The 26,994-nt window shown below is 43.1% G+C and carries 23 protein-coding genes and 3 tRNA genes; 2 read left to right on the forward strand and 24 right to left on the reverse strand.

Going from position 1 to position 26,994, the window contains the following annotated elements; all coding sequences use genetic code 11:
* Window positions 1-228: 228 nt before the first annotated feature.
* The 8 genes from HXT26_RS05235 to HXT26_RS05270 all read right to left on the reverse strand — a co-directional run bounded on the left by HXT26_RS05235 (window position 229) and on the right by HXT26_RS05270 (window position 5,138).
* The gene (locus tag HXT26_RS05235; protein ID WP_064340682.1) at window positions 229-1,500 is read right to left on the reverse strand and encodes an FAD-binding protein; all 1,272 of its coding nucleotides are present in this window, start codon (window positions 1,498-1,500) and stop codon (window positions 229-231) included.
* A gap of 124 nt (window positions 1,501-1,624) precedes the next feature.
* On the reverse strand, window positions 1,625-1,795 hold the full coding sequence (gene rpmG / locus HXT26_RS05240) for a 50S ribosomal protein L33 (protein ID WP_004105548.1): 171 nt from the start codon (window positions 1,793-1,795) through the stop codon (window positions 1,625-1,627).
* Window positions 1,796-1,848: 53 nt separating this feature from the next.
* Window positions 1,849-1,922 (reverse strand) — tRNA-Met (locus HXT26_RS05245).
* A 4-nt stretch (window positions 1,923-1,926) separates the two neighbouring features.
* Window positions 1,927-1,998, reverse strand: a tRNA-Thr gene (locus HXT26_RS05250).
* A gap of 1 nt (window position 1,999) precedes the next feature.
* Window positions 2,000-2,081, reverse strand: a tRNA-Tyr gene (locus HXT26_RS05255).
* A gap of 111 nt (window positions 2,082-2,192) precedes the next feature.
* Window positions 2,193-3,290: a histidinol-phosphate transaminase gene (hisC, locus tag HXT26_RS05260; protein ID WP_101885879.1), complete on the reverse strand. Its 1,098-nt coding sequence runs from the start codon at window positions 3,288-3,290 to the stop codon at window positions 2,193-2,195.
* A gap of 298 nt (window positions 3,291-3,588) precedes the next feature.
* On the reverse strand, window positions 3,589-3,882 hold the full coding sequence (groES, locus tag HXT26_RS05265; RefSeq protein ID WP_004114319.1) for a co-chaperone GroES: 294 nt from the start codon (window positions 3,880-3,882) through the stop codon (window positions 3,589-3,591).
* A gap of 173 nt (window positions 3,883-4,055) precedes the next feature.
* Window positions 4,056-5,138: a hypothetical protein gene (locus tag HXT26_RS05270; RefSeq protein ID WP_032835317.1), complete on the reverse strand. Its 1,083-nt coding sequence runs from the start codon at window positions 5,136-5,138 to the stop codon at window positions 4,056-4,058.
* A gap of 309 nt (window positions 5,139-5,447) precedes the next feature.
* Here HXT26_RS05270 and HXT26_RS05275 point away from each other — a divergent pair, with 309 nt between their 5' ends.
* The gene (locus HXT26_RS05275; RefSeq protein WP_004574103.1) at window positions 5,448-5,624 is read left to right on the forward strand and encodes an FmdB family zinc ribbon protein; all 177 of its coding nucleotides are present in this window, start codon (window positions 5,448-5,450) and stop codon (window positions 5,622-5,624) included.
* Between the two features lie 112 nt (window positions 5,625-5,736).
* Entirely contained in the window at window positions 5,737-6,516 is a 780-nt protein-coding gene (locus HXT26_RS05280; protein ID WP_064340655.1) for a hypothetical protein, read from the forward strand.
* Window positions 6,517-6,637: 121 nt separating this feature from the next.
* Here HXT26_RS05280 and HXT26_RS05285 read toward each other — a convergent pair whose 3' ends face one another.
* The 16 genes from HXT26_RS05285 to HXT26_RS05360 form a co-directional block, all read right to left on the reverse strand.
* Window positions 6,638-6,841 carry a hypothetical protein gene (locus HXT26_RS05285; RefSeq protein ID WP_004105564.1) on the reverse strand — a complete coding sequence of 68 codons (204 nt, stop codon included), beginning with the start codon at window positions 6,839-6,841 and terminating at the stop codon, window positions 6,638-6,640.
* Window positions 6,838-10,596 carry a helicase gene (locus tag HXT26_RS05290; protein ID WP_422111963.1) on the reverse strand — a complete coding sequence of 1,253 codons (3,759 nt, stop codon included), beginning with the start codon at window positions 10,594-10,596 and terminating at the stop codon, window positions 6,838-6,840. The genes HXT26_RS05285 and HXT26_RS05290 overlap by 4 nt, the downstream gene beginning before the upstream one ends.
* Window positions 10,597-10,613: 17 nt before the next feature.
* Window positions 10,614-11,957 carry an FHA domain-containing protein gene (locus tag HXT26_RS05295; RefSeq protein ID WP_410294698.1) on the reverse strand — a complete coding sequence of 448 codons (1,344 nt, stop codon included), beginning with the start codon at window positions 11,955-11,957 and terminating at the stop codon, window positions 10,614-10,616.
* Window positions 11,958-12,396: 439 nt separating this feature from the next.
* Window positions 12,397-13,605 carry a hypothetical protein gene (locus HXT26_RS05300; RefSeq protein ID WP_422111964.1) on the reverse strand — a complete coding sequence of 403 codons (1,209 nt, stop codon included), beginning with the start codon at window positions 13,603-13,605 and terminating at the stop codon, window positions 12,397-12,399.
* 530 nt (window positions 13,606-14,135) lie between these two features.
* A complete protein-coding gene (locus tag HXT26_RS05305; protein ID WP_100066575.1) occupies window positions 14,136-15,026 on the reverse strand; it encodes an Abi family protein in 891 nt (296 codons plus the stop codon).
* 475 nt (window positions 15,027-15,501) lie between these two features.
* Window positions 15,502-16,269 carry a hypothetical protein gene (locus tag HXT26_RS05310; RefSeq protein ID WP_004574110.1) on the reverse strand — a complete coding sequence of 256 codons (768 nt, stop codon included), beginning with the start codon at window positions 16,267-16,269 and terminating at the stop codon, window positions 15,502-15,504.
* A gap of 639 nt (window positions 16,270-16,908) precedes the next feature.
* Window positions 16,909-17,289 carry a 50S ribosomal protein L7/L12 gene (gene rplL, locus HXT26_RS05315; RefSeq protein WP_004105575.1) on the reverse strand — a complete coding sequence of 127 codons (381 nt, stop codon included), beginning with the start codon at window positions 17,287-17,289 and terminating at the stop codon, window positions 16,909-16,911.
* A 97-nt stretch (window positions 17,290-17,386) separates the two neighbouring features.
* Window positions 17,387-17,908 (reverse strand): 50S ribosomal protein L10, encoded by a 522-nt coding sequence (gene rplJ / locus HXT26_RS05320; RefSeq protein WP_004105577.1) that lies wholly within the window; start codon window positions 17,906-17,908, stop codon window positions 17,387-17,389.
* Between the two features lie 390 nt (window positions 17,909-18,298).
* Entirely contained in the window at window positions 18,299-19,702 is a 1,404-nt protein-coding gene (locus HXT26_RS05325; RefSeq protein WP_422111965.1) for an NCS2 family permease, read from the reverse strand.
* A gap of 253 nt (window positions 19,703-19,955) precedes the next feature.
* Window positions 19,956-20,735 carry a phosphate ABC transporter ATP-binding protein PstB gene (gene pstB, locus HXT26_RS05330; protein ID WP_422111966.1) on the reverse strand — a complete coding sequence of 260 codons (780 nt, stop codon included), beginning with the start codon at window positions 20,733-20,735 and terminating at the stop codon, window positions 19,956-19,958.
* Between the two features lie 82 nt (window positions 20,736-20,817).
* Entirely contained in the window at window positions 20,818-21,870 is a 1,053-nt protein-coding gene (pstA, locus tag HXT26_RS05335) for a phosphate ABC transporter permease PstA (RefSeq protein ID WP_422111967.1), read from the reverse strand.
* A complete protein-coding gene (gene pstC / locus HXT26_RS05340; protein WP_032835357.1) occupies window positions 21,871-22,818 on the reverse strand; it encodes a phosphate ABC transporter permease subunit PstC in 948 nt (315 codons plus the stop codon). It lies immediately after the preceding gene.
* A 106-nt stretch (window positions 22,819-22,924) separates the two neighbouring features.
* Window positions 22,925-24,151, reverse strand: coding sequence for a phosphate ABC transporter substrate-binding protein PstS (pstS, locus tag HXT26_RS05345; RefSeq protein ID WP_112928872.1), 1,227 nt, complete (start codon window positions 24,149-24,151; stop codon window positions 22,925-22,927).
* A 206-nt stretch (window positions 24,152-24,357) separates the two neighbouring features.
* The gene (gene mtnN, locus HXT26_RS05350; protein WP_004105593.1) at window positions 24,358-25,068 is read right to left on the reverse strand and encodes a 5'-methylthioadenosine/S-adenosylhomocysteine nucleosidase; all 711 of its coding nucleotides are present in this window, start codon (window positions 25,066-25,068) and stop codon (window positions 24,358-24,360) included.
* Complete coding sequence (locus HXT26_RS05355) at window positions 25,061-25,558, reverse strand: hypothetical protein (protein ID WP_004105595.1); 498 nt, start codon at window positions 25,556-25,558, stop codon at window positions 25,061-25,063. Before HXT26_RS05355 ends, mtnN begins: the two co-directional genes overlap by 8 nt.
* Before the next feature lie 113 nt (window positions 25,559-25,671).
* On the reverse strand, window positions 25,672-26,853 hold the full coding sequence (locus HXT26_RS05360) for a 3-deoxy-7-phosphoheptulonate synthase (protein WP_004574114.1): 1,182 nt from the start codon (window positions 26,851-26,853) through the stop codon (window positions 25,672-25,674).
* Window positions 26,854-26,994: the final 141 nt, after the last annotated feature.

Below are 26,994 nucleotides of genomic sequence, written 5' to 3' on the forward strand. Positions count from 1 at the left end.
AAATTTGCGAAACAGTTGCGACTTCACCTATATAAAATTTCTACTTAATTTTCTTTATTTATTCCTGTAAATGTAATTAAATAAAAAATTTATATAGATAATGTAGGTAAATATTACACAAAACATTGCTTACACGGTAGTTTTACCGTGTGTTCCTTTATTATTTGTGAAAATTTAAACAATAAACTTATATATTACTGCATAAAACATATTATATTCGTAAAATTTTCAGTTTATAGAAATATTTATTACAACAGGTTCAGGAATAAGCGTTACACCAAACTTACTTTGCACACCACGGATAATAGTTTTTGCCAAATTTGCAATGTCGTCACAAGAAGCATTATTACGATTGGTAAGCGCCAAAGTATGCAATGAAGAAAGACCTGCAGGCGAAGGTTTCCCATTTTCTATAAGCCTAAAACCCTTATGGAATCCAGCATGGTCAATAAGCCAAGCTGCAGAAGTTTTTATACCATGCGATCCATCTTGCATAATTGCATCAAATTTAGGAGCATCTTCTGGCAAAGTATCGGCTTCACTAGTACTAAGTATTGGATTCATAAAGAAACTACCGCAACTATGACGATCACTGTAAATATTATCGCCCTCTAAAAATTCGCCAGTAACATAGTCTTCACTTTGCAATCGCAAAGCAAATTCAACACCTTCAGCACACTTTGTACCACGCATCCACAGCTTATCGTAACGAGAAGCATCCTCAAGCATGCCTTTAGAAGCACGAACGCGCAAAACTTCACGACGTATTGCTGCTGTTTGCATACGCTCGCCTAATTCTACGTGCAAAGCATTAGCTAATTGCGAATGAGAAACAACGCCAGTTGAATTATGCTTCAAACAAAAAGTAACAGACAGTACAACGTAACGAGGAGTAGGAAAATACGAATCCGCAGGGACTCCTACTGAAGAGTACATGCTTTTTTTAAGCAATGAAGTGCGATACCCAAAATTCAAAGCATCCTTCTGCAGCTCTATAGTTGATTTTGTTTTGCGGTCCCAAACTTCTACGGAAGTAACACTTTGAGATACTTCTTGACCATAAGCGCCAATATTTTGTACAACAGAAGCCCCAACAGTGCCAGGTATGCCAGAAAGACCTTCTACACCCTCTAAGCCAAGAGAAATCGTATGTGAAACAAAATCATCCCAATTACAACCAGCTTCAGCATTGATATGCACTAAATGAGCACCACTTTGCAAATCAATGCCATCTTCTGAAGGTGCTGCTTCATCAAGCACATGAATATCGCGTCTAGCATCTCGCACAACAACGCCGTTGAAATCCTCATCGCTAACAAGCATATTAGAGCCGCCACCGATAACACATAAAGGCAGACCAGCCTCATCAGCATCTTCTACCGCTTCAATAACAGCAACGCGACTTTTGGGCTCTATAAAACGCGCAATTTTGCCACCTACGCCGACAGTTGTTATATCTGCAAATGATGGATTATTTACTAAAGATGCTTGCATACTCATGGTTTAAATATTAACAGCAATAAATAACAAAAACCCCGCATTAAGCGGGGTAATAAGCATAAAATCTGCGCAACTAGCAACAAGCTTAAACAAGCCGAAATCGTGAGCGCAGGAAGCTGAAAATTCAGCGAGTCTCGCGATGAAGCGTATGCTTGCCGCAGCGTGGGCAGAACTTGTTCAACTCAAGACGATCAGGCGTATTGCGACGATTCTTCGTCGTGATGTAATTACGCTCTTTGCACTCCGTGCATGCCATCGTAATGCCCGGACGGATGTCGGCGCTCTTGCTTGCCATTTCGTTCACCTCTACAATTCATTATTGGCCAGCCAGTCTCCTACTGGCCGTTGTAGCGAGGAAGAGACTCGAACTCTTGACCTTACGATTATGAGTCGTACGCTCTAGCCAGCTGAGCTACCCCGCCAGAGAGCCTCGAGTGAGAATCGGACTCACGACCTCTTCCTTACCAAGGAAGTGCTCTACCACTGAGCTATCGAGGCGTGGCGGGTAGTGGATTCGAACCACTGAAGCACGAAGCGGCTGATTTACAGTCAGCTCCCTTTGACCACTTGGGAAACCCGCCAGCAGTCTCCGTAAGAAGTGAACTTCAAACGGCAACTTTGTTATTTTGCCACGAAATCGCGACTAATGCAAGATTAAGACACGCCGAAAGCAAAACTTTTATGCAAAAAAGCTAGTTATTTAGCGAAAAACCCTCTTTTTTTAAATTTTCGCAAACTGTCAAAACTCTGTCATTAGCCTCGCGCTCGCCGATACTAATGCGAATACCTTCACCAGCAAAAGCGCGAACAGACAATCCTGCAGCAATAAAATGTTCTGTTACTTTCTCAGTATCTGCCCCAAATGGCATCCAGAAGAAGTTTGCGTACGCATCCTCAATATTCCAGCCTTGCTCGCGTAAAGCTTCAACAATGCGCTCGCGCTCAGCAACAAGAGATGCAACACGAGTACTCATCTCCTTGCTTGCGTCATCTTCCAAAGAAGCCAAAGCTGCGACCTGCGCTATTTGAGACACTCCAAATGGCACAGCAACTTTACGCATACCCTCTACGACTTCAGCCGGAGCAATACCATAACCAATGCGCAAACCTGCCAATCCATAAGCCTTGGAGAACGTTTGAGCAACAACTACATTTGGATACTCATGGTACAGCTTTATGCCATTTGCAGTGCCTTTTGCTGTGTTAAACTGCACATAAGCTTCGTCAATAAGTACAAGAACGTCGCTTGGCACAGCATCTAACACCTTGCGAGCTTCCTTCTCGCTAAGTGAAGCAGAAGTTGGATTATTAGGATTATTCAAAATAATCAAACGCGTGCGATCGTTAATAGCTGCAATCATAGCGTCAACATCGTGAGAACCATCGGCACGATTAGGAATCTGAACGCTTGTAGCACCAGCTCCCGTTACAATAATCGGGTAAGCTTCAAAGCTTCTCCAAGGATATATGACCTCATCTCCCGGACCTGCAACCAAGTCAACAAGCTGCGTAATAACTTCCGTAGAGCCGCAACCAAGCACTACTTCGTCTGCAGTCACACCAAAACGCTTAGCAAGTTCTTCAACAACTTCTGTGCCGCGCATATTAGGATAACGGTTTATTACATTAAGCGCGCGATTTGAGATTGCTTCTTTTACGCTTTGCAAAGGCTCATAAGGATTTTCGTTACTAGAAATCTTATACGCACGAATGCCGTCCAATTTAGGAGCTGGCTTACCCTGCTTGTAGCTAGGAATTGTATCTACAATATTGCGGTGTTTGTATGTCATACTTCTCCATCATACTCTACACATACCTTAACTGTGCAATAGCGAAAATCTGACTAAAATTGCGCACACATGTAAAGAAACTGCCGCTTTATCGCCTTAATCCGACCAAAACTTTACAGCCATGTAAACTTTCTGCCGTTTCCAAGCCAAAATCCGACCAAAACCTTACAACCGCGTAAAGTTTCTGCCGGCTATCCAAATATTTCACGGCACATTCTTACGTACCGCAATAAAAAACGCTGGGAATAACGTTTCCGTCATTTCCAGCGTAAGTTTTATTGTTTCAACCAGCTAAATACTAGCCAAGAATCGCAAGCACATCACGAGAAGACACGATTAAGTAGTCCTCACCTTCGTAATGCACTTCAGTTCCGCCGTACTTGGAATAAAGAACCTTGTCTCCAACCTTAACATCCATAGGAATGCGCTCGCCCTTATCGTCACGACGACCAGGACCTACGGCAAGAACTTCACCCTGCTGTGGCTTTTCCTTGGCATTATCTGGAATATACAAGCCAGAAGCAGTCTGAGTTTCCGCTTGAGCTTGCTTAACAATAATCTTATCCTCCAACGGTGTGAGCTTAATCGACACTGTTGCCACCCCTTTCATAAGAGATATTAATTTCGTACGCAAGAAACAATCCGACGAGGCTGACGATCACGTCCGCAACCGCACTTACGCTCTGTGCCTCATAATAGCGCGAATTTAGCACTCTAACAACTCGAGTGCTAATCTTTTAAGAAAATTTTTAGAAAACTCTTAAATCAGGCATTGCGACGAGCAAGAACATCATGCAAATTTGCCACACCAAGTGAGTCTTCAGAACTTTCTGGAGCATCCACTTCGCTTACTTTTTCTTTTTCGTGGAACTGAGAAGAGTTTGCAGCAACAAAATTAGTAGCGGCAGCAGCACTATCAGCGTTAGCAACTGGTACAGCTTTAACTACTTGCTTAGTTGATTTAATTTCCAAACTTTCTGGAGTACGAGATGCCAAATTAGCATTACTTGAATCAGACTTAGTTTGTGAATCAAGCGAGAACGAAATTAAATCTTGATTAGACTGATAGTTTTGCCCCGAAGCCACAGAAGCGTTAGAAGAATCGTATGCGTCTTTATTTTCCGCTTCAACGATATTAGATTCTTTAGATTCAGATTCTTCTTTATATGAACGCTCACGCAACGCTGCATTGCGCTCTTGCTCCGCACGATGTAACGCAACACGAATTTCGCTCTGCTCCATAACCGAAGTTTCAGTATTGTCACGAGATGCGCCATTTCGAACAGGCACTACAGTCTGAGATACAGAATACTCAGCACTGTCGTTTTGGGAAATCGCATCACTACTGTTGATTTCTCCATTAAAATCAGAATCAGATGCAGAAGAATAATCTTTCAACTGACGTATAACAGCACTATTGCGGCGTTCACATAATTCATCCTCAGCTTTGCGTTTCGAAGCAGCGCGCATTGTTGCAATACGCGCCTCCCAAGCACGAGCATGCTTAGAAGCACGAGCTCCAAAATAAAGCACTACTGCCAACATAGCTCCAGGAATAAGAGCAAAAACTGGAGAAAATATACCAGAGCATCCTGCTAAGAATACGACAAAAGTCAAGACAGCAAGCGCAACTACCAACACACAACGACGGCGTATCGCAGCACGCCTAGCAGCGCGAATGCGCGCAATATATTCAGGAGTTAATGTTCGTTTTTGTTGTGTCGGTTGCATACAAGCCCCTTTTGCCAACATACTAGTACCGTCGCAAATACGCGTAGTACTCCACTCACCTACAAGATGAAGTGTTGGTGAAAACCTATCCTCGCGATGTTCAAGCATAGACTTCATGCCGTTAACCGTGCGTTTAGGCAACCACCCGAACCATAAGGCTACGAGGATGACTAATACGAGTACCGCACTCACCGATTCATAACCCATAACTATTAATATAAGGAAGTCATAGGATGTGTAGCAACATAAACATTTCGGCGTGTCGCCAAAATATGGGATTATTGCGCGCGCCATCACACAATATGCTGTGCCGCAATCATTCACTAAGCAAATTTAACACCTATAATAACTGTCATAGTATGTACTAGGATATGTGAAGGAACAGTAAGTTTCTACTTACGTGCTCGTGTAACTTCGGAGGGACTTTTGCCTACTTATCATTATCGTTGCAAGCAATGCGGATACGATTTTTCAGAACATCAATCATTTTCAGATGACCCTATTACCATTTGCCCTCAGTGCGGGAAAGATGCAGTGCACAAAGTGTACTCCGCTCCTCCAATCAACTTTAAAGGCAAAGGCTTTTATCGAACCGATAAATGATTTTGTAAAATTATAAATATTAATTATTGTTTAAATATTGCGCGCTAATAGGTTTTATCCACAGCGCGCAATTTTTCTTGCTCTTGCATTTTTTATATTTCAAAATGCAAGTATGAGCATAAATTTTTCTTTATTTAAATCTCAAAATAACGCAAAAAATAGTGCGTTATTGCAGCGAAGGCAACGCGCTTTCGTGCGGAAAATCATTATTGTGTTATGTGCTGGAATGATGGCTTTACTTGTTGTGTCAACTATTATTGACTCACAAGAAACTCAAGTCATAGCAGTAGCTAAACACAATATTCAGCAAGGTTCACGCGTTAGCGTAAACGATATTGCATACGTTCGAGTGCCTAAGCATAAAGTATTTAATCAAGCGCTATCCAATAATATAAGCGCGAATGCTTCTATTATTGCAACATGCGAAATACGTAAAGGCATGCCAATTTTGCAAACACTATTAAGTAAAATTCCGCGCATTCCAAAAGGATTCACTTCTATTACCATTCATTTAGCTAGTGCAGATCACACACTGCTTCCTGGCGAAAAAATCGATTTAGCTTTTAGCAAGCCTGTGCAAGATGAAGAAATTTCTAACTCTCAAAATGCAGAAATCCACAACAGCGAAAAATCCAAAAGCAACACTGTGACAAATAACGATAAAAACAAAAACCACGATATTGAAGAAAACAATATTGCAGAAATTGACGAACGCTATGTTAGCGTAGTTCATAATGTTATGGTAATGCAAATAACTCAAAGCACTCAAGCTTCACAAAATCAGCAGAATACTACCACTCTTGCTATGCCTGCTGCAGATGCGTTGCGATTATTACAAGCTCAGTCTGCAAACCCCTCTTTGGCAATTATTGCCATGAAATTGTCACAATGAGATTGCCGTCATGGAATACGTACACGATTAGTAGAAATCAGCGGTAATTACTAGCAATTAGCGATAATAGCCAGTCAGCAACAAGAATAAATCATTCTGCTACTTCTCGCGTATTTCAAGCTCAACTCATACGCTCGGAAAATACAGCCCAGTGAGGCGGCAATTCGCTTAAAATGCGATTATCGTCGTCTTGATTGCGCTGTTGCAAAGTAAGCTCGTCAGAAGGCTCGAGTTTAACGCCATCTGCATCAAAAAGCTCTGAGCCTTCACGAACAACCCTAACCGACCTGCGGGGAGATCTTCTATTGGGATCGTATTTACTCATTCGTTGTCACCATACAATTCCCCGAGACGAGAAACAACACGATCAACCTCTTTTTCAGGATTGACAAAAGCTCCAACACTCCACACTGTCATAACTGACCAGCCCAAGGATTCCAAATCCTGAATAATCATGCGATGACGTTCACGAGTTGATTGCATGCTCATAAATTGCGCATCATCCGTAAGCACAGCAACAGCAAATGGCTTATCCGCAAGTCCAACTACTAGAGGAATTCTAACGCCATTATCGAAGCCATAGTTGACTGCAACTTTTAATCCACGCGAGCGAATACGCTCAGCTAAATCAGTAAATAGCACATTCCTTTGCGCAGCTTCTGCAGCAATTTGCGCTTCAACATCGTTAGCATCTTCTGGACGAAGCGGCTTATCACTTAACTTCTCAGCCCATTGCAAAAGACTCTTCAAAAGCTTTGGACCATCTTGGTGCAAACGCTCATCTTCCATATCTTTAGATGTAAACGCACTAACAATATCTAGATGACGACGAGCTAGAGCCAAAGCGTCAAGAAGCATACTGCTTCCACCTTCTTCTTCAAGCAATCCAAACTGCTGAAGAAGTCTGCCATGAGATGTCTTTGCATAGCAAAGCGACATAATTACATCTGTTGCTATTGCTCCAGAAGCTTCATTAACGCCCAAAAGTCTCACATGTCGCAAGAATCTAGCCATGTTTTCGTCTTTAATAGACAAAGACTTCAACTCCGCTCCCAAACGACTACGGAACACGTTTGTCAACGTAACTACGACAAGCACATAGCTTGAAGGAACAACCGTAAACGTATTTGCGCGCTGACGAATAAGCTCAACTACTTCATCAATTTCACGCTGGCTGCTTTCAATAAGCCCAGAAGACATTACTGGAACTCCAGTTGCTTCAATTTGATGCAAACGAACTTTGCCTTGCAAACGCTCAACAGGAACGTCGTGACGCAACTTTCCGTAACCATGTTCTTCCAAGAATCGCGCTAAACGAAGCGAGCGCCTTGTTGCTCTAGAAACTACTGTTACAGATGGGAGTAATGAAATAAGCGAACGCAAGCTTTCAGAACTTATTGTTTGCTTATGTGCTAAAACTACTACTTGATGAGCACGAGACAAAATAGATAGCAACTCAATATTTGATATATGAGATGCCGAATCAATTATTACAGTATCTGCAATAGGTCTCAATGGAGTCATCATAGTAAGAGTAGATGGCATAGCTACAAGTATTGGTTTCGCAGCCAAAACAAGTTCCGCATAATTGCGCAATAATTTATTAAAAGTAATTCCAGAACGGTTTCCGGCAAGCATAGTATGTAACTGATTAGCTTCTTGCGTATGCGAGAACAATAAATCACACAAATGCCTCATAGCTTCTTGCTGAACCATTGGACCGATTGAACGCACATGTTCTGTATCAACTTGCACGAATCGATCAGAAGCATCTTGCATTGCTGAGCCATCTTGGTGAGAAATAATTGCAGAAGAATTAACGATATCTTCAAAAACAGTAGTCCACCAAGCTAATTGCAACTCACCGTCAATTGCATTACCTGTAACGTTGCGACGACGCAAATCGCTGACTAAATCAGATAAGCCCGCTTTGCTGAACTCGCGTTCCAAATTGCAACGACCAGGGAGAGTATCTAGAGATGCTCTGTCGTCATGTAAATCTTGCAAACGAGCTTCGAGCTGCGCAAATTCAATATTTTCAAGATCTGCGCCCTTAAGAGTTGTTGCTAACACTGCATCAAGAGCAACTAAATGCCTTGCTAATAATTCTTGAGTATTTACAATATCATCCAATTTTGGCGGCAAAACAGGCCATCCGCCGTGAGGCACGAAAGTACGCCACTGAGCTGCTTGCTGCGCAACAATCTTTAATGCCTCATGCAAATCATCGACTTTAGCTCCAACTCTTAGCAAGCTGCGCGCTTCTCGAACATGATGTCTACGTTCCCAGAAGCCCATAATTGTGCCTTCGGCTTTACGCTGAGCTTTCGGCTTACTCGCTTCAATCATTGCATCTAAATCGCGCTCAAAAATTTCAGGCTGGAATACGTCAAGTACACGTCGCAAATTTTTGAGAACTGTAACTTGACGACTCCACTCACGAGCTGTTGTTGGCACAGGGAAACCACAGCTTTGCACAGTGCTTTTAACTTGTTCTCGAGTTGCTGGAAGAAGCTTAAGAAGCACGTCTACAACACGCTGATATACAGATATAGCTTCATTTTCGTCAAATATCGACGCGCCAAACCAAGGAGTATCTTCAGGATTTATCCTAAACTCTCCAAGTTCATCGGCTTGGTGGAATTTCTTCGACCACTCCTCAATATGACCGGTCATAGCGTGCGCTGCGGCAACATCTAAACGCACATGCGTAGACGGATGGGTTGGGAACATCGCAATTGCTGCAAGATTCTGGATTGTTTGATATGCAGATACTCCCCAAGTTTCGTTGATACCATGAAGATCACCTAAATAACGAGTAAGGCGAGAACGCACTCCAACCAACTCATCTGCAACCTGCTCAAATCGTGAAGTCGCAATACTATGTCTAGCGCCAACTGCTGCAATCAACTGCGCATCGACATGCTTAGCAATATGACCATCCGCAACGTCTAATGCTAATGAGGAAATTTCATGCGCATTCAACGTGTAACGGAAACGCCTCTGCTGCTCAACAACATTAGGCACATACAACACAGAACGTCCTGCAATTACAGAACGAGAAGCAATCGCAGCAGCAATCGCAGCTGAATCCGATCCCGAATCAATATCCACGAACAGAGAGTTTCCAGAAGCAACAAGCTCCGCTGCATAACGCACAACGTTATCTACTTCACCAACTTCGCATTCGCTATGAGGATCTGCGTCGAAAGGACTATATTCTGGCTTATTTGCAGACTGAAGCTTATGAATAGCTCGATCATCGCCAGCCATAGCGTCAATCATTGCATTCCCAACATTGCCAGATTGCAAAGCGTTAATAATTTGTTCACTTTCTGCTACGAAACGCGAACCAGCATCTGTGAAGCAGCCAAGTATAATATCGCGCTCAATATCAAAATCTGGAAAAGCTGAGCGAGCTTGCTTACAAATAGCATCAAACACTACAGAAGTTTCTGGCGTTCCACTTTCATATTGAGATCCGTCGAATAAAACATCTTCCCTAAGTTGAACACCACGCTCACTTAAACGCGACACAAGCGAATTGTTCAGCCCAACACTTCCAGAGAAATAAATAGTGGCGGAGGTTTCATCTTGATTAGTGTCACGAACAACTTTCACAGGATACGTAAGAACAGGCACATGGTTGCCATTCCACGATGCAACACCGACTATTAAAGAAAGCTCGGAAACACCACTTTCGTGCGCTTTTGCGTCTCTATCTTCAAAAACTCGATCTAGCCTTCGCCCAGCAGCTCGCAACATTCCAGCGTCCCGGAATAAAGATTTTAATGTTACTTTTCCGCTTGCAAAAAGTTGCGCAATTCCGGAAGGATGAGCATGCGTCAACTCTAATTGAGCAGCAAGTTGCGTTACATCTTCTAGTGGAGAAGGAGATAGCTGAGCCTGATATTGCTGCTTCCACTCAACTATATGTTGTAAAGCGTTAGTACGAGCGCTGTTCGTATTATTAGAGCCAGATTTTTCTAAAGAACCATCCTCTGACGTAGTATTTTCAACTACTGCATCAGTAAAAACTTGCTCTGACGAATCCTGCTCCACGTTGTTTGTATCACTCATATTCCCACCCTACTTGCTTACTGTTCAATAGCTTTGCGATATGCACTATAACCGCTGTTTCTAGCTAGTGCAGCATCTACTTCAGAATTACCTTGAGCTGCGAGCCACGCGTATAAGTCATCGTATAACCCAGTGTTTGCAGCCAAGAACGGAAGCAACTGCGAATATTGCGCCATCTCAAATTGCTTTGAAAAATCACTACTTTCTTCAGCTTCTTTTGACGTGAATCCGCCGGCTTCCACTACATTTTCTTGAGAGTCAAATTCGCCTTTTGATACTTTTTCAAATACGGAGCCTGGCTCAAATGCAGGTGTGTACTCCGCATCAGAATTGTTAATATCGAGATTTGTAGTACCGAGATTCGTAGAGCCAAAACTGTTAATATCGAGATTATTAGAACTTGTATTTGCACTATTAAAAGCTGAAGTATTGGCAATATTTTCAGCAAAAGTTTCAGTTGAATTTAATGGAGATACTGGAAATTCTTGAGAACTTTCGTTTTGCAATACATTTGCTTCCGAATTAACTGGCGTAACCGGAGAAGCTTGAGTAACCGGAGAAACCTGAGCAACCGAATCAGCTTGATCAACTGCAGAAACCGAATCAACTGCAGAAACCACAGAATCTTGTTGAGAAGGTTCTTCTTTAGTCGCACTTTCTTGCTGAATTGCTTGCGCATCTGCAAATAAATTACGCGGCTCTACAGGAGCCTCCTGCTGCTCTCGCATAACAGGCAAAGTTACATCATGATTGATTGGAGCAACATCTGTTTGCGAATCATCATTGAGCTGAGTTTGATTTTGCATGCCTTGTTTCCAAGACAACCCAGGATGCGAAACTGATTGAGCATGGAAAACACCTGTTGGCTCACCAGCGCGCAAATCAAGAATTTGGTCTACCGATAAATCTGAAGCTGCAGGCTCATCATGCGATTCATCTGTAGCATAAGAGAACAGATTACGCACTGCGTTATCTTTTTCAACTTCAGCAGATTCTTCTTCTACACGCACAAAATCAACAGGAACATCACCGAATTGCATGCGCATTAAGTTATCTGGAAGCTGAAAATCAACATCAGGCTCTAGACGCAGCAAATCACCATTTTCGCTGACTAAATACGTACCGTTAGTTGAATGCAAATCTCGTATTGTTGCCACGCCTCGCATGTCTACAATTAGCAGCGCATGCCTCTTTGACATAGAACGTTTGTTATCTACTATGTCGACGCGCGCGAAACCATCTTCACGCAACGGGCGTATAGGCTTTCGACCAATCTCTACAGACTGACCTGCACCCACACGTGCCTGCTCGACACCACCAACTGTAATCATCCAGCGCTGCACGGTTTGTCGCTCACTCACGTGATCTGCTCCCTTCAAAAAACATACTACCTACTATTGTGTCATGCTTTGTGTATATTGCGCTAGTATTTGTTGATTTTAAGCATAAAAATAACAAAAGGCTCGGAAGAAACTCCCGAGCCTCGAAACTTGCGATATTGCCAACCGTCCCTAGCGGAAAGCAACAACGCAAAGCGCTCAGCATTAATCGGTTAACGAAGCCTGAATCAATAGTAAAAAAGGAAATTTGGCAAACCATATCAACAAGCAAACGCAAACCAAGTAATTGCTGTATAAAACTAAAAGATCTACACAGCGTGCCAAGCACAAAATTTTTATAAAAGCACTTAGTCTAGCGCACCTTTTAGCACACTAGACTAAGTAATTCACAGTAAAATCGACTCAACGATCAACCAGTAAGCTAAAGCCCAAATGATTCATCGCTGAATCAGCTTTTAGCTTAGTGACGGATCTTGCGAAGAGCAGCACCCATGCCAGCAAGCACAGAAGCAGCAACAGCAGCCATAGCTACAGCAGCACCAGTCTTAGCTAAACCAGCAGCAGCGGCACCGTTTGCACCAGCAGCAGCACCGTTAGCATTGTTGTTCTGCTGAGCAGAAGCCTTGGTATCCTTACCCTTCTGACCCTGCTTAGCAGCAGCCTGAACTTCCTTACCAAACTTACCGCTCATAGCAGAAGCATAAGCATGCTTCAAACCAGGAACAGCTGGGAATGTTGGAGCCAAAGGATCAGAAGTCACAACTGGTGGCAACAAAGATGGGTTCACACCGGCAGCAACAGCCTCATTGTAAACAGCCTTGTAAAGAGCCAAAGCCTCATTATAAGCCTTTACAGCAGCCTTGGCAGCAGCCAAAGCAGCATTATAGTCGGCAGTAGCCTTGTCAAGAGCATTCATTGCACGGACAAGATGAGCCTTAGCGCGGTCCACAGCATCACGCAAACGAGTCTCGGTAGCAGAATCATTCGTACCAGAAGTCAAGAATGCATTGAGCTTTTCCTGAGCATCATTGAAAGCATTCACGCGTGCATTGAACTCAGCAAGAGCAGCAACCAAAGCCTTATAAGCATCATTGAACTTATTCTTAGCAACAGCAAGTTCATCATCCTTGTTGTCCAAGTTCATCTTAGCAAGACGAACCTTGTTAATAAGAGCCCTCTTAATCTGATCCTCAGTTGGATCTGGGTTAGAGCAGTTATTAACGTTGTCCAAAGCCTTGAGATACTGGGTATGAGCATCATTAGCAGCAGCGAGCTTAGCATCGTAGTTGGCTTTGTTGGCAACATACAGGTTCTTCTGATTTACATATGCCTGAGCAGCTGCAGCATCTTCTGGCTTGGTGCCATTAGGAAGAGGAGTCACCATCTTAAGCTTGCCATCATTGCCATCAGCCACATACAAAGCCTTAACTTCAGCCTTAGATGGCTCTTGTGGCTCTTGTGGAACAGCTGGGACATCAGCCTTTGCATCATCCCAAGCCTTCTTAGCTAAAGCAGCGATAGACTCATTCTCGCTCTTAAGATTCCATTCTTCCCTATTTACTGGGCAATCTGGAACGTTAACATTAGCCATTGCTGGTGCAGCAAAAGCGAAACCGGAGAGGAGGGTGGCGCCAGCAGCGAATGCGGCGATAGCCTTCTTATTCAACATAATATTTTCCTTTCTTCTTCTCCTTCGTGCTAGGTACACGAAGAAAAATTTGCTGTGTAACTCCAACCGGAGCCACACACGCCCGTCAAACTAGGACTGACCGGCGTTTGCTATTAACATACCCCCCCCCCGTTCGAAAAAGTCAAGAGCCAACACACAACTCATTAATAAAAAACATTTATATTTTTACGGAAATATTTCAGTCAAACTATTTTTAAAAGTAAAAAATACAGTATTACGCATTATTTTTCGTAAAAATGTCAATTTCAAGGTTTTTAAAGATTTTTCTCAGAAAACTCTCAGGAAACTCTTGAATACTCCCCCAACCAGCCGCAAAACCGTTGCAAAACCGCCATTCCCCCGCGACACGCCAACAACCCACTTTTACATGACGCGCGCGGCAGTTCCTCTACGTTCATACAAAAACAATACCGCTTCTTGGCCTATAACCCAGCAAATAAAAAAAATCGGGCGACGCATAAATGCATCGCCCGCAAAACTTTCGTTTTCAAATCGTATCTAATAAATTACTATGATGGCTGTACATTATATACAATCTCTTTACAAAAAGTATACATCTGTTGCACTGATGTAGATGACTTATACAAGTCCCTATTACTAATCATCCTACCGTCAAACAATTCTTTGATTTCCTGTAAACAATGATTCTTCAAATCCTCACTTTTTATAACATCATCCACCGCAATAAGCAGCGAAATAAAATCTTGCACACAGTTATTTTTTAATCGGTTTTGAATAGTCCTTTTTCTTATATCAGGCAATAATTCAACAAGTCTAGAAGCTAAATAACTATTGTAAAAACCATCTTTATTCGTTAAATCATGAATAATACAATTGCTATGAGCGGCAGCATTTCGTATATTCCTTATGCTATCCAACAATGTACAATTAAATTCATTATATTCATACTTTGAACAGTAATACTTATAAAAATTAACAAATTCTCCAAATGGAATCACTTCCAGAAAAACATATATAGGATACTTGGGGTGAGTATATTTACCCAATATAGTCTTTACATACGCAGTAGAACGTCTGTTATTAAGCTCTGTTATAATGCGTGGATACTTTGCGATATATTCACTTACTATACTGAATTCATCAATATTTTTTTCTTGTATATTTTTTAATATATTAACTTTTAAAGAATGTTCCACGCTAAGACTTGCACTAATAATCCAACGTCGTAAATACATATCAATAGTAGATAAATCTTTTAGAGCCATAAAATCAAGACCCACATATTTACCATTATGCTTATGAAAATTGGTTTTATAGGCAGTGACCTTAACATAATAATTATGCTCATTCAAAAATGAAATAGCATCCTTAATTGTACATTTTTGAAAAGTAACACCCTTACCTTTTAGCTTATCTATAAGTTGCTCTGTCTGTAACATGAAACACCACCTATCCATAAGCAAAATAATCTAAATAACTAAGAAAACTATTTATTTTCCTTTAATGATTCAAGTATAAGAAAGAATAGGAAAAGCAAAAAGAGTAAGTGCCTAAGTAGATAGGTAGGTAAGCAAGTAAGTAAATAAGTACGTAAATACAAAGAAAAGGGCTCGGAGAATAAGTACCAAATAAAAGCACTAAACCCAAGCCCTTAATAAACTGGCCTATCTCCCTAAAAATAAACCAGCCTTACACTCAACAGTCCCACTCACAAACCATACCACAATCCCACTGTCAAGAAAGAGATCTGGCAAAACAGTAAAATTATGAAACAGCCTACAAGCAACTCGCCGCAAAACACTGAACAGTATTTACGGCACGTTGAGTGAAAGATTTAACAAGTGAGCGCACCATACTTACATACAGCACGCTCACAAATCATTAAACAATCAACACACTTAATGTGCTAACAGCTTAGTGACGAATCTTGCGAAGAGCAGCACCCATGCCAGCAAGCACGGAAGCAGCAACAGCAGCCAAAGCTACAGCAGCACCGGTCTTAGCCAATGGAGCAGCAGCAACTGGGGTCTTAGCAGCAGACTTCTTATCAGACTTCTTATCAGACTTCTTAACATCAGCCTTCTTGCCACCAAGATTGTTCAAGAACTTAGCAAAGCGTTCCTTACTTTCCTTGTAAGCCTTCTCAGCTTTAGCAAGCTCATCCTTGGCTTCCTTCTCATTCTTAGTAGCAGCAGAAATACTATCTAAGAATGGAACATTAGTGTAGTAAGCCTTACGCAAAGCAGCAGCAGCTTCATGTTCACCTTCAGCGTCAAGATAATCAGCCTGAGCCAACATATCAGCCCACTTAGCCTTCAAAGCATTCAAAGCAGCAGTAGCTTCATTAGCCTTGGACCTAGCTGCTGAAACCTCTGCAGCACCACGACCATTCAAGGTGCCCAAAGAACCATTTACAATGTCTCCCTTTTCGGAACCGTTAAGGAAGTTGTCAAAAGCCTTGGACTTATCGAGATTATCTAAAACTGCCTTATTTTCCTTAGCTTTGTTCTCTTCAACTTTTTTAGCCAACTCAGCTGCATCAGCCTTTTCCTGCTTCTTAGCATTCTCAATGGCTGTTTGAGGTAAATTCGCACTATCAGCCATTGCTGGGGCAGCAAAAGCGAAACCGGAGAGGAGGGTGGCGCCAGCAGCAAATGCGGCGATAGCCTTCTTATTCAACATAATAATTTCCTTTCTTCTTCTCCTTCGTGCTAGGTACACGAAGAAAAATTTGCTGTGCAACTCCAAACGGAGCCACACACGCCCGTCAAACTAGGACCGACCGGCGTTTGCTATTAACATACCCCCCCCCGTTCGAAAAAGTCAAGAGCCAACACACAACTCATTAATAAAAAACATTCATATTTTTATGAAAATATTTCAGTCAAATTATTTTTAAAAGTAAAAAATACAGTATTATGCGTTATTTTTCGTAAAAATGTCAATTTCAAGGTTTTTAAAGATTTTTCTCAGAAAACTCTCAGGAAACTCTTGAATACTCCCCCAACCAGCCGCAAAACCGTTGCAAAACCGCCATTCCCTCGCGACACGCCAACAACCCACTTCTCGCGTATCGCACGCGGCAAAAACTTTACAGCGGTGTAAAGGAAAAGTCGTTTACGCGCCTTAATCCGGCAGAAACTTTACAGCGGTGTAAATAAAAGGTCGTTTGCGTGCGAAATAGCGGCAAAAACTTTACGCGCGAGTAAAGAAAAGGTTGGGACGCAACAAAAAAGGCGGCAGGAATAATCCTACCGCCTAATTTTCACTATGCACACACGCATAAAACTGCGTTACGCGCAAAGCAACAAAAAGTTAGAACTACTTAAGTTCAACGGAAGCGCCGGCCTCTTCGAGGGCAGCCTTAGCCTTCTCAGCATCTTCCTTCTTAGCCTTCTCGAGAACAGCCTTTGGAGCGCCGTCCACGAGAGCCTTAGCTTCAGCCAAGCCGAGGCTGGTCAAAGCACGCACAGCCTTGATGACTGCAATCTTCTTATCGCCAGCAGCGGTGAGAACGACGTCAAACTCGTCCTTCTCTTCCTCAGCAGCACCAGCAGCAGCTGGAGCAGCAGCAACAGCGGCTACAGGAGCAGCAGCTTCGACATCAAACTTATCTTCGAATGCCTTGACGAACTCAGAGAGCTCAACGAGGGTCATTTCACCGAAAGCTTCAAGAAGCTCTTCGTTAGTGAGCTTAGCCATAATTGGCTTCCTTTCTTACTTGGCCGGGCATACCTTATGCCTTACGACCATAACATTTTTATATTTGGTTGGTCTCATGCAGCAAGCTGCAAGGGAATCAAGCGGCCTTTTCCTGCTTCTCGCGCAAAGCGTCGATTGTACGAACTGCCTTGGTTGGCAATGCGTTGAACAGGCAAGCGGCCTTGGACATGGTGCCCTTGAGCGCGCCGGCCATTTCGGAAAGCAACTGTGGGCGCGACTTCAAGTCGGCGAGCTGCTTTGCACCTTCGGCATCGTAAACGGTTCCATCTGCGAAACCGCCCTTAATGACGAGGGCTTTATTCTCTTTGGCAAAATCACGCAAGGTCTTAGCAGCCTCAATGAAATCACCCTTAACGAAGGTGACTGCAGTTGGGCCGGCGAGAAGCTCGTCGAGACCTTCAATGCCCGCTTCCTTAGCAGCAATACGAGCAAGCGTGTTCTTAGCCACAGAGTAGGAAGTATCGCGGCCTAGCTTTTCGCGCAGAGTAGAAATCTGCGGAACGGTAAGCCCGCGGTACTCGGTGAGGTAGATAGCGTCTGCATTACGGAAAAGTTCCGTAAGCTCGGCAACTACCGCTTCCTTTTCGGGCCTCTTCATGGCGTTCCTTCCTAAATTGGCCGTAGGTGAAAGAAACGCATCAAGCTTAATTAAACAGGGCAATAAAAAAGCCCTGCGCACTGGCAGAGCAACATAAGAAGCACTAAAGCGTGCTAAATTTTCGACTCATAACGAGATCCGCTATAAATCCTCGCTCAACCTGTGCTGGCATGACACATCAATTTCAGGAATCTCGCGATCCCACCAACGGTCTGTGGTTTACGTTGGGTAATTTTAATACGCTGTTAGGACAATGTCAAGAGAAATATTATAGAAATAAAAAAGAGGGCATACAATTTACATACCCTCTAATTTTTTAATTTTTACTTTTATATTTTTTGTTTCACAAGTTCACTACTTGTAAAATGCACCCTTACATTAAATGCACATTTACAGCACAGCATTAGCAACAAAATCAAGTAAGAACAGCAAAGAAACAATCCAAAGCATTGGATGAACTTCTTTAGCACGCTTCTTGCAAGTCATTACCAAGCAGTACATAATAAAGCCGGCGGCGATACCATAAGAAATGTTATAAGAGAATGCCATGAACACTGCAGCGAAGAATGCAGGAATTGCCTCAGAAATATCATCCCAAGCAATTTCCTTCAAAGAGCTTGCCATCATGCAACCAACAACCACAAGCACGCCGGCAGTTGCAGCAGCAGGAACAGCGGAAACTACAGGAGCAAGCACGATAGAAAGCGCGAAGCAAATAGACACAACCACGGAAGTCAAACCGGTACGGCCACCAGCACCAATACCTGCAGCAGACTCTACATAAGTAGTGGTGTTAGAAGTACCGAAAATTGCACCAACAGAAGTTGCGATGGAATCAGCGAACAAAGCGCGATCCATCTTGGAGCTAAATCCGGAGCCGTTTTCAAGAGCCTTTTCGTCAGCCTCAGAGAAGATACCTGTACGACGACCAGTGCCAATGAAGGTACCCAAGGTGTCGAAAGTATCAGACATTGAGAATGCAAAAATAGTTATCAAAACAAGCGGAACGCGCGAAGAGTCTGCAAACAGCGTTGGGAAACCTTTGTCGCTAAATATTGCGCAGAAAGTAGTTGGCAAATCATGGAAAGCTCCCATGATTGACACAGAGTTGTTCATAGTCGTCAAACCCATTGGAATACCAATGATAGCTGTAACAACAATGGAAATAAGCAAAGATCCGCGAACATTCAAAACAGTAAGAATAATTGCCAAAAGCAATCCAATGAGGAACAACCACAATACCGGGTTCTTTAAAACAGCAAGACCTGGAATTGCAGGAGCTGCACCAAAATGAGACGCAACTTTTGCAGCTTTATCATCCTTTGGAGTGAACTTAATCAAATCAACGTTCACCATGCCAACATAAGCCACAAATAAACCAATGCCACCGCCGATTGCGTGTTGTAACGAAGTCGGGATGGCACGAATAATCATTTTACGAATTTTAGTAACGGTAATAATAATGTTAATTAAACCGCACAAGAACACCATGCACATTGCATGCTGCCAACTAAAGCCTAAACCTTTTACGACTGTGAACGTAAAGAATGCATTTAAGCCCATACCAGCAGCCTGAGCGTAAGGCACGTTAGCAAATAAGCCCATAACAAGCGTGCCAATAATAGCGGCAATAATTGTTGCTAAGAACACGCCACCCCATGGCATACCAGTTTCTTTTAATATATTTGGATTTACGATGATAATGTACGACATCGCGAAGAATGTAGTGAGACCTGCAGTGATCTCCGTTGATACATTCGTGCCGTTTTCTTTGAGATGGAAGAACTTTTCCATATACTCTCTGTTCCTTGGTTTACAAGCGCAAAAGACCAGAAAAGCGCAGCGAAAGCACTTGAGCAATCGCGTACGCAATTACATTTGGGCATTCACGCAGAGGTTACTGCGACTCGTCGAATGAACGAAGGCATCACAAAATCTCACATAAAATTATGAAAATTGCGAAACCTTTGAACAACCGAACAGCTCTGACCTTACGCGCACGTGCTGACCAAGGAAATACACCGAAATCAAAAAAGTATATAACAAATCAGCCAAAACGACCGGAAATATAACGCTCAGCTTCAGCGTTGCGCGGATTGTTGAACATAGTAGTCGTGTCTGCAAAGTATTCCAGATGACCAGGCTTGCCAACAGCCTTCAAATTAAAGAATGCCGTGTAATCCGCAACACGAGCAGCTTGTTGCATATTATGCGTCACAATCACAATCGTGTAATCGTTTTTAAGCTCATTAATCAAATCTTCTACAGCCAACGTAGAAATTGGGTCGAGTGCCGAGCAAGGCTCATCCATAAGCAAAACTTGCGGATGCACAGCCACAGCCCTAGCAATGCAAAGTCGCTGCTGCTGACCGCCAGAAAGACCAATACCCGGCTTATCTAAGCGATCCTTAACTTCATTCCACAAGTTCGCGCCTCGCAAAGCCCACTCAACTAAATCGTCAGCATCACTTTTAGCAATTTTGCGATTATTCAAGCGAACTCCAGCAAGCACGTTTTCGCGAATAGACATAGTTGGGAAAGGATTTGGTCGCTGAAAAACCATGCCAACATCGCGGCGGACAGCCACAGGATCCACATCTTTGCCGTATAAATCGCGGCCTTCAAGAAGCACTTGACCTTCTACGCGCGCGCCCGGAGTGATTTCGTGCATGCGGTCTAAAGTGCGCAAAACTGTTGATTTTCCACATCCGGAAGGTCCGATAAAAGCCGTCACTTTATTTGGTTCAATATTAATATTCACATCTTCTACAGCAAGAAAATCACCATAGTAAATATTCAGATGCTGCACATCAATTCGTTGACCCATTTTGTACTCACTTTCTAAAAATTTAATTCGCTTTATTTTGCTTTATTTTGCTTTGCTTTATTTTGCTTTGCTTTATTTCGCTTTATTTCGCCTTTACAGAAAACACTCGAGCTACAACTCGCCCCAAAATATTTAGCAACAACACCAACACAATAAGCGTTAAAGCTGCAGCCCACGAGCGCTCCATTGGAATTGACGTTACGCAAGAAGCCGGCGCGTTAGCCGGGCAATTCGCAGAAAGCTTGGAATATTCCTGATAAACATACACCGGCAAAGTCGTCATTTGCCCGTCAAATAAATTGAGATTCGTGGAAACAATAAAGCCTGAAGCCATAAGAAGTGGCGCAGTTTCGCCAATAACGCGCGCGACCGCAAGAATGCAGCCAGACACAATTCCCGGAAGAGCAGTGCGCAAAACGATTTTGGTAATTGTGCGCTGCTGAGTAACTCCCAGCGCAAGAGACGCCTCGCGCAAATCGTTAGGCACGATTTTTAGCATTTCTTGAGAAGACTTCACAACTGTTGGAATCATAAGAAGCGAAAGAGCAACAGATCCTTCAAAACCATTGATTGTACCTGGGCCAGCAAGAAAAGCAAACATTGAAAACGCAAACAAGCCAGCAACAATAGACGGAATACCACTCATAACGTCAACAAGCAGATTAATTATGCGCGAAATTTTGTTTCCGCGAGAATACTCAACCAAATAAACAGCACACATTAAACCAATCGGAATTGAAATAACCATAGCTCCTAGCGTTATTTCAAGAGTTCCAATAATCGCGTGCAAAATTCCGCCATAACCGCCAGTTCCAGTAGCATTTCCGCCCACAACGTAAGTCATGTTATGAGTGAGAAAATCAAAATTCAAGCGCTTAATACCATTAATAATGGTTGTTAAAAGCAAAGAAATAAGCGGAATAAGTGCCACAACAAAAGATAAGAAAATCAGCACGCGCATAAGCATGTCTTTACGTTTGCGCGCAGCTATGTGTGAGCGAGTTGGGCGGAATTTGTTGAAGTCAATAACCGGAGCTGCGGAATTTTCTGCGGAATTCTCAACAGAACTTTCGACAGACTTTTCGGCAAAAGTATTCTCGCTAAGCACTTCAATATTATTAATTTGATTCCCCATTTATGCGCCCGCCTTTCCTGTGATTTTGCGAGCAATAAAGTTGACTGCAAAAGAAATAACAAACAAAACTAAGCCGGTTGCAATAAGCGCACTTACACCAAGTCCGTTTGCTTCCGGATACTGCGCTGCAATATTTGCTGCGATAGTTTGATTTTGAGAAGCCTTGAAAATATTGATACCAAAAGTAAATCCAGGAGACAAAATCATCAAAACTGCCATCGTTTCGCCTAAAGCACGACCCAGCCCAAGCATAGAAGCCGACACAATACCAGACTTTGCAAACGGCAGAACCGCTAATCTAATCATCTCCCACTTTGTAGCGCCAAGCGCAAGCGCACCTTCTTGCTGCAAACGCGGAGCCTGCTGGAAAATATCGCGAGCCATAGAAGTAATAATCGGCAAAATCATCACAGCCAAAACTAATGCAACTGTAGCAGCAGAACGAGAAGGATTAGCCGCCGGACCAGAAAATAACGGAATCCAGCCAAAAAGTTTAGAAACCCAATCCCAGAAAGGATACATAGCTGGAACCAAAACCAATCCGCCCCACAAACCATAGATTACGGATGGAATTGCCGCAAGCAAATCAATTACTCCACTGAAAAGCGGAACAATTTTTTTAGGTGCATAATAAGAAATAAATAGAGCAATACCAATTGCCACAAAAAATGCGAACAGCAGCGCGAGCGCAGACATAAGCACTGTGCCAAAAATAAGCGGAGACACATAGCTTATAAAATCATGTGCCTTACCACCAGTAAAATCAGCAAACACATGACTTACTTGATCGTGATTTCCACTTATTAAAGGCAAAGCACAAAACAGCAGAAATACTGCAACTGCCGTAAGAACAAGCAAAATTAGCATGCCGCAGCCTGCAGCCACGCCTTTAAAAAGACGGTCTGCAAGATGAGTGCCAACATAATTTTTTCTATTGCTCTCAGAAATTTTAGCAGTTTCGTTTGCACTATTCGCGACTGCTTTCGCATTTTTCGTAGAACTCAATCATTCTCCTTTATAACCGATACGTTCATAATATCAGTTTGTAAAGTTTTTATTTTCTTGTTTTAACAGACTTAATCGATGCGTTAATTTTGCTTACCAAATTTTGTGGGAGTGGAGCTGTTCCAGCAGCAGCAGAAGCAGCATTCTGCCCTTCCGCGCTAGTTACGTAGCTCAGCCAAGACTTCACAAATCGAGCAGTTCCTGCATCTTTATAAACCGGGCAAGCAATATCGTAAGAAACTAACACAATTGGATAAGCGCCCTTAGATTGCGTATTGTGATTAATTTTCATAACAACGCGATTAGGATATTTTGCAGAAGCGTCTGCGTCAATTTCAGAATCAGCTAAAGTTTTAGAAGCAGCTTCCGGAGAAATCTCATTGTAAGTATCCCCCACTTTCACTGCAACAGTGCCGAGCTTACCGACCTGTGAAAAATCAGCGTAACCAATCGCACCATTCGCCATGCGAATAGTAGATACAACGCCCGAAGTTCCCTTTGCGCCTTGACCGACGCTATTTGGCCAGTTTTCGCTAAGATCGTGCGACCAATCGTCTGGAGCCGCATCCTTCACATAGCTTAAGAAATTCTGCGTTGTGCCAGACTTATCGGAGCGGTGAACAACAGTAATCGGGGTGTCTGGAAGCTTTAGTTTAGGATTCTGCTTCTTGATATCGTCATCATTCCAGCGCGTAATTTTTCCGTCGAAAATTTTAGCAATCGTCGAAGCGTCCAAATTAATATGCTTGCCAGCATCAGAAACACCTTTAAGGTTGAAAATAATCGCAATTGGTGAAACATACACAGGCACGTCGAAAGCCGTAGTTCCATGAGCACAAACCGACTTAGACTTTTCAACTTCGTCGTTACTCAACGCTTTGTCTGAACCAGCCCAAGCCGTGGCTCCTGTCATAAAAGTGGTAACACCAGCACCAGAACCGGTTGGATTGTAGGCAATTTTTGCACCCGGATTTTTAGATTGGAATCCTGCAATCCACGCTTCCATTGCAACCTGCTGGGAAGAAGCACCCGAGCCTTGGAAATTGCCGGAAATTTTTGCATTCTGCGCTCCGGTTGCGTTGTTGCTGCCCGCTGGACTATTGTCGCCGCAAGCAGCGCAAGTTGCGCACAAGCCGAAAGTGAGCGCCGCAGCAGCAATACTACGGAACTTAAGTGCGCTTTTATTCATATTAAATTTATTCATATTTGACTTATTCATATCGTTACGCATATTCTTCTTTCCTTTCGCGAAGAATTGCCTTGCGCCCCACCACATTTTCGCGTTCCTATAGCCGTATTGCGAATTGGGCGCATTTTCTTAATTAATCCCTATCTTTTTTTATTAACGCAACCATCGTAAACAGGTGGGTAAAACCTCACCGGCAAAAATAAAGTGGGTATCAAAAACGGCGGTATTTGGCGTTATATTTGACGCGACCTAAGCAAAATGAAGGTCGGCGACTACATCGGCGTGTCGAAATGTCACAAATTGCGAATTATATTTACAGTAATTTTTGCAGCAGTGTCCGCGTATTCGGAAATATCGAAAGCGCGGAAAGTTTCGTATTCAGTGTCTGCATTATCACTCATTGCGCGCACAATAAGCGCAGGAACGTCATTACGAGCAGCAACATGCAAGACAGCAGCACCTTCCATTTCAACTGCATCTGCTTTAGTAGCTGCAATTACTTCCGCAACTTTTTCTTGCGAATCAACAAAATATCCGCCGGACGCAATCGTTCCAGCAATATGCGTGATTTTCATGTCAGTTAATACATTGCTAGCTACTTTAAGCAAGTAATCATCCGAATGAAATTCGCTTGCAAACGGCTTCCACTGACCGATTAGACGCATATCAGTATCGAGATATTTTACAGTCTTTCCAAGAACAACATCGTTCGTATGCAAATTTTTATTAAGATTTCCTGCAATTCCAGAAAAAATTACAGCTTGAGGATTGTATGTGTCAATAAGATACTGCACAGTTGCAGCAGCATTTACTAAGCCCATTCCGCCAACCGTAGCTGCAACTTCGATTTTACTGCCATTCGCCGAGTCAAGAGTGCCGCAAGATACATCAAGACTTGCAGACTTATCGTGAGTCACGTTTTCAAGCGCGCTAGCAATATGTGCAACTTCTTCCTCTAAAGCACCGACAACAGCGACTTTCGTAATTTTCTCAGTACTAGGCATTAGCAGAATCATCCTTTTTTACTTCGCTACTTACGCATTTATCGTTATTCTTAACCAAAAACACGCATACTAAAGTCATAATAACAAAAGTCAAAGTCGCAATCTTCAGCAATGCTCCGCACGTAAAATCAAACCAAGGATTCACAACAGGAACATTGAAAAACGCAATAATTTGATCCTGCAAAGCAAGAAAAGCAAAAAATCCAGCTATAAGAAGCACACAAACTAAAGTACCAACAATGCGACGCCATCCGCTAGCAAAAACAATTAAAGCAATTCCAGTTACAAACGGCATAAAAACGCTAAACCACAAAGCAGAAAACGTAACAAGCGTATACCCAGCGCTATGCGTGCCACGATACCATGCAAGAGCCAACAAAAGCACACCGTTGTAAATCAAAGCTAACAATATATAACGCACCACCGGTAATGCTTTACACATAAAACCTTTATTCGCTTTATTAGCTTTATTCAAGTCTTTGTTATACATTTCAACACACTCCCTTGTACGCAAAATATAATGCAAAAATAGGCGGCAAATACAGTAAGGAATATAAGCCAAGTAGAAATTAATTGAGATTATCTTACTACAATCTCTAATCTCTAAGCTCTACGGCGAGTTGCTACAGATTTAGCTAAAATTCTTAGCAAATTGGCAGTATCTTCCCAAGAAATGCAACGATCTGTAATAGACTTGCCGTATTCAAGCTCGCTAAGAGGAGCAGGATCTTGATTGCCACCCTGCAAGAAGCTCTCCATCATAACGCCCTTAATACCCTGCTCGCCATCAGCCAAACGATCTGCAATCTCACGCACAACCTCAATCTGGCGACGCTCATCCTTGCCAGAATTACCATGCGAACAATCCACAACCACGCCGTTAGAAGCCATACAACCAGTGCCCAAGCGCAAACGAATCGAAGCAACAGCAGAAGCAACCGACGCAGCATCATAATTAGGACCTTTACTAGAACCGCGCAAAACCACGTGACAATCAGGGTTGCCAAGAGTCTGCACAGCACAAGCGCGACCAAGATGATCAATACCAAAGAACGTATGATGCTGGCTCGCAGCTAAGCAGCCATTTACAGCCGCAGAAACGGAACCATCCGTAGCATTCTTAAAACCAACCGGCATAGAAAGACCACTAGCAAGCTGACGATGAATCTGAGACTCCGTATTACGCGCACCAATCGCGCCCCAACTCACAGCATCCGCAATAAACTGAGGGCTAGTCGGCTCCAAAAATTCAGTAGCAGCAGCCAAACCAGCATCCAACACGCCGAGCAAAGTCTTACGCGCAAGCAACAAACCCTTATGAATATCATGCGTTCCATCAATATCCGGGTCGTTAATCAAACCTTTCCAGCCAAGAGCTGTGCGCGGCTTTTCAAAATACACGCGCATAACAATAAGAAGCTCATCTTCGAGCTCCGAACGCAACTTAGCCAAACGATTCGCATAATCAAGAGCAGCCTTAGGATCATGCACAGAACACGGGCCCACAATAACAAGAAGGCGATCGTCGTCGCCATTCAAACAGCCACGAATCTCATCACGCGACTGCGCAACAATATCCTGCGCATACGACGACAATGGCAACTCGCCAAGCACCTGAGCAGGAGTCGGCAGCGGCTCCAGCTCAAGCACGCGGCGGTTAATAATGCGATCCACACCAACCTGGTCCTCCCAGCGCTGGAACTTCGCAGAGTTAAGAGGGTTGCGCCCCTCCTCAACCTCCTTCTTTACCGCGCGAGAAGTACGCTGCTCAGCTGCAGAAGACATTTGTCACCATCCTATAAAAACTGTGCTTGGTGTGCGCGACGACCTGCCGAAGCGCTTAAAGCGTAGCGCGCGAAGGCAACTCGGAGCGGAAACTCGCTTAAGTTGGAAGTCCAGTGGACTTCCAACGCGAGTTTCGTAGCG

The sequence above is a fragment of the Gardnerella sp. DNF00497B genome, assembly GCF_049262725.1.
Lineage (GTDB): Bacteria > Actinomycetota > Actinomycetes > Actinomycetales > Bifidobacteriaceae > Bifidobacterium > Bifidobacterium leopoldii.

What these genes read in the sequence shown, in the direction of transcription:
- HXT26_RS05235 (WP_064340682.1), bottom strand. Translation starts at nt 1,500, where the DNA reads ATGAGTATGCAAGCATCTTTAGTAAATAATCCATCATTTGCAGATATA.
- HXT26_RS05325 (WP_422111965.1), bottom strand. Translation starts at nt 19,702, where the DNA reads ATGGAAAAGTTCTTCCATCTCAAAGAAAACGGCACGAATGTATCAACG.
- pstB (WP_422111966.1), bottom strand. Translation starts at nt 20,735, where the DNA reads ATGGGTCAACGAATTGATGTGCAGCATCTGAATATTTACTATGGTGAT.
- rplL (WP_004105575.1), bottom strand. Translation starts at nt 17,289, where the DNA reads ATGGCTAAGCTCACTAACGAAGAGCTTCTTGAAGCTTTCGGTGAAATG.
- HXT26_RS05270 (WP_032835317.1), bottom strand. Translation starts at nt 5,138, where the DNA reads ATGAAGTCTATGCTTGAACATCGCGAGGATAGGTTTTCACCAACACTT.
- HXT26_RS05280 (WP_064340655.1), top strand. Translation starts at nt 5,737, where the DNA reads ATGAGCATAAATTTTTCTTTATTTAAATCTCAAAATAACGCAAAAAAT.
- mtnN (WP_004105593.1), bottom strand. Translation starts at nt 25,068, where the DNA reads ATGCCTAGTACTGAGAAAATTACGAAAGTCGCTGTTGTCGGTGCTTTA.
- HXT26_RS05310 (WP_004574110.1), bottom strand. Translation starts at nt 16,269, where the DNA reads ATGTTGAATAAGAAGGCTATCGCCGCATTTGCTGCTGGCGCCACCCTC.
- HXT26_RS05355 (WP_004105595.1), bottom strand. Translation starts at nt 25,558, where the DNA reads ATGTATAACAAAGACTTGAATAAAGCTAATAAAGCGAATAAAGGTTTT.
- HXT26_RS05285 (WP_004105564.1), bottom strand. Translation starts at nt 6,841, where the DNA reads ATGAGTAAATACGATCCCAATAGAAGATCTCCCCGCAGGTCGGTTAGG.
- hisC (WP_101885879.1), bottom strand. Translation starts at nt 3,290, where the DNA reads ATGACATACAAACACCGCAATATTGTAGATACAATTCCTAGCTACAAG.
- HXT26_RS05290 (WP_422111963.1), bottom strand. Translation starts at nt 10,596, where the DNA reads ATGAGTGATACAAACAACGTGGAGCAGGATTCGTCAGAGCAAGTTTTT.
- HXT26_RS05360 (WP_004574114.1), bottom strand. Translation starts at nt 26,853, where the DNA reads ATGTCTTCTGCAGCTGAGCAGCGTACTTCTCGCGCGGTAAAGAAGGAG.
- rplJ (WP_004105577.1), bottom strand. Translation starts at nt 17,908, where the DNA reads ATGAAGAGGCCCGAAAAGGAAGCGGTAGTTGCCGAGCTTACGGAACTT.
- HXT26_RS05300 (WP_422111964.1), bottom strand. Translation starts at nt 13,605, where the DNA reads ATGTTGAATAAGAAGGCTATCGCCGCATTCGCTGCTGGCGCCACCCTC.
- HXT26_RS05305 (WP_100066575.1), bottom strand. Translation starts at nt 15,026, where the DNA reads ATGTTACAGACAGAGCAACTTATAGATAAGCTAAAAGGTAAGGGTGTT.
- pstA (WP_422111967.1), bottom strand. Translation starts at nt 21,870, where the DNA reads ATGGGGAATCAAATTAATAATATTGAAGTGCTTAGCGAGAATACTTTT.
- rpmG (WP_004105548.1), bottom strand. Translation starts at nt 1,795, where the DNA reads ATGGCAAGCAAGAGCGCCGACATCCGTCCGGGCATTACGATGGCATGC.
- pstS (WP_112928872.1), bottom strand. Translation starts at nt 24,151, where the DNA reads ATGTGGTGGGGCGCAAGGCAATTCTTCGCGAAAGGAAAGAAGAATATG.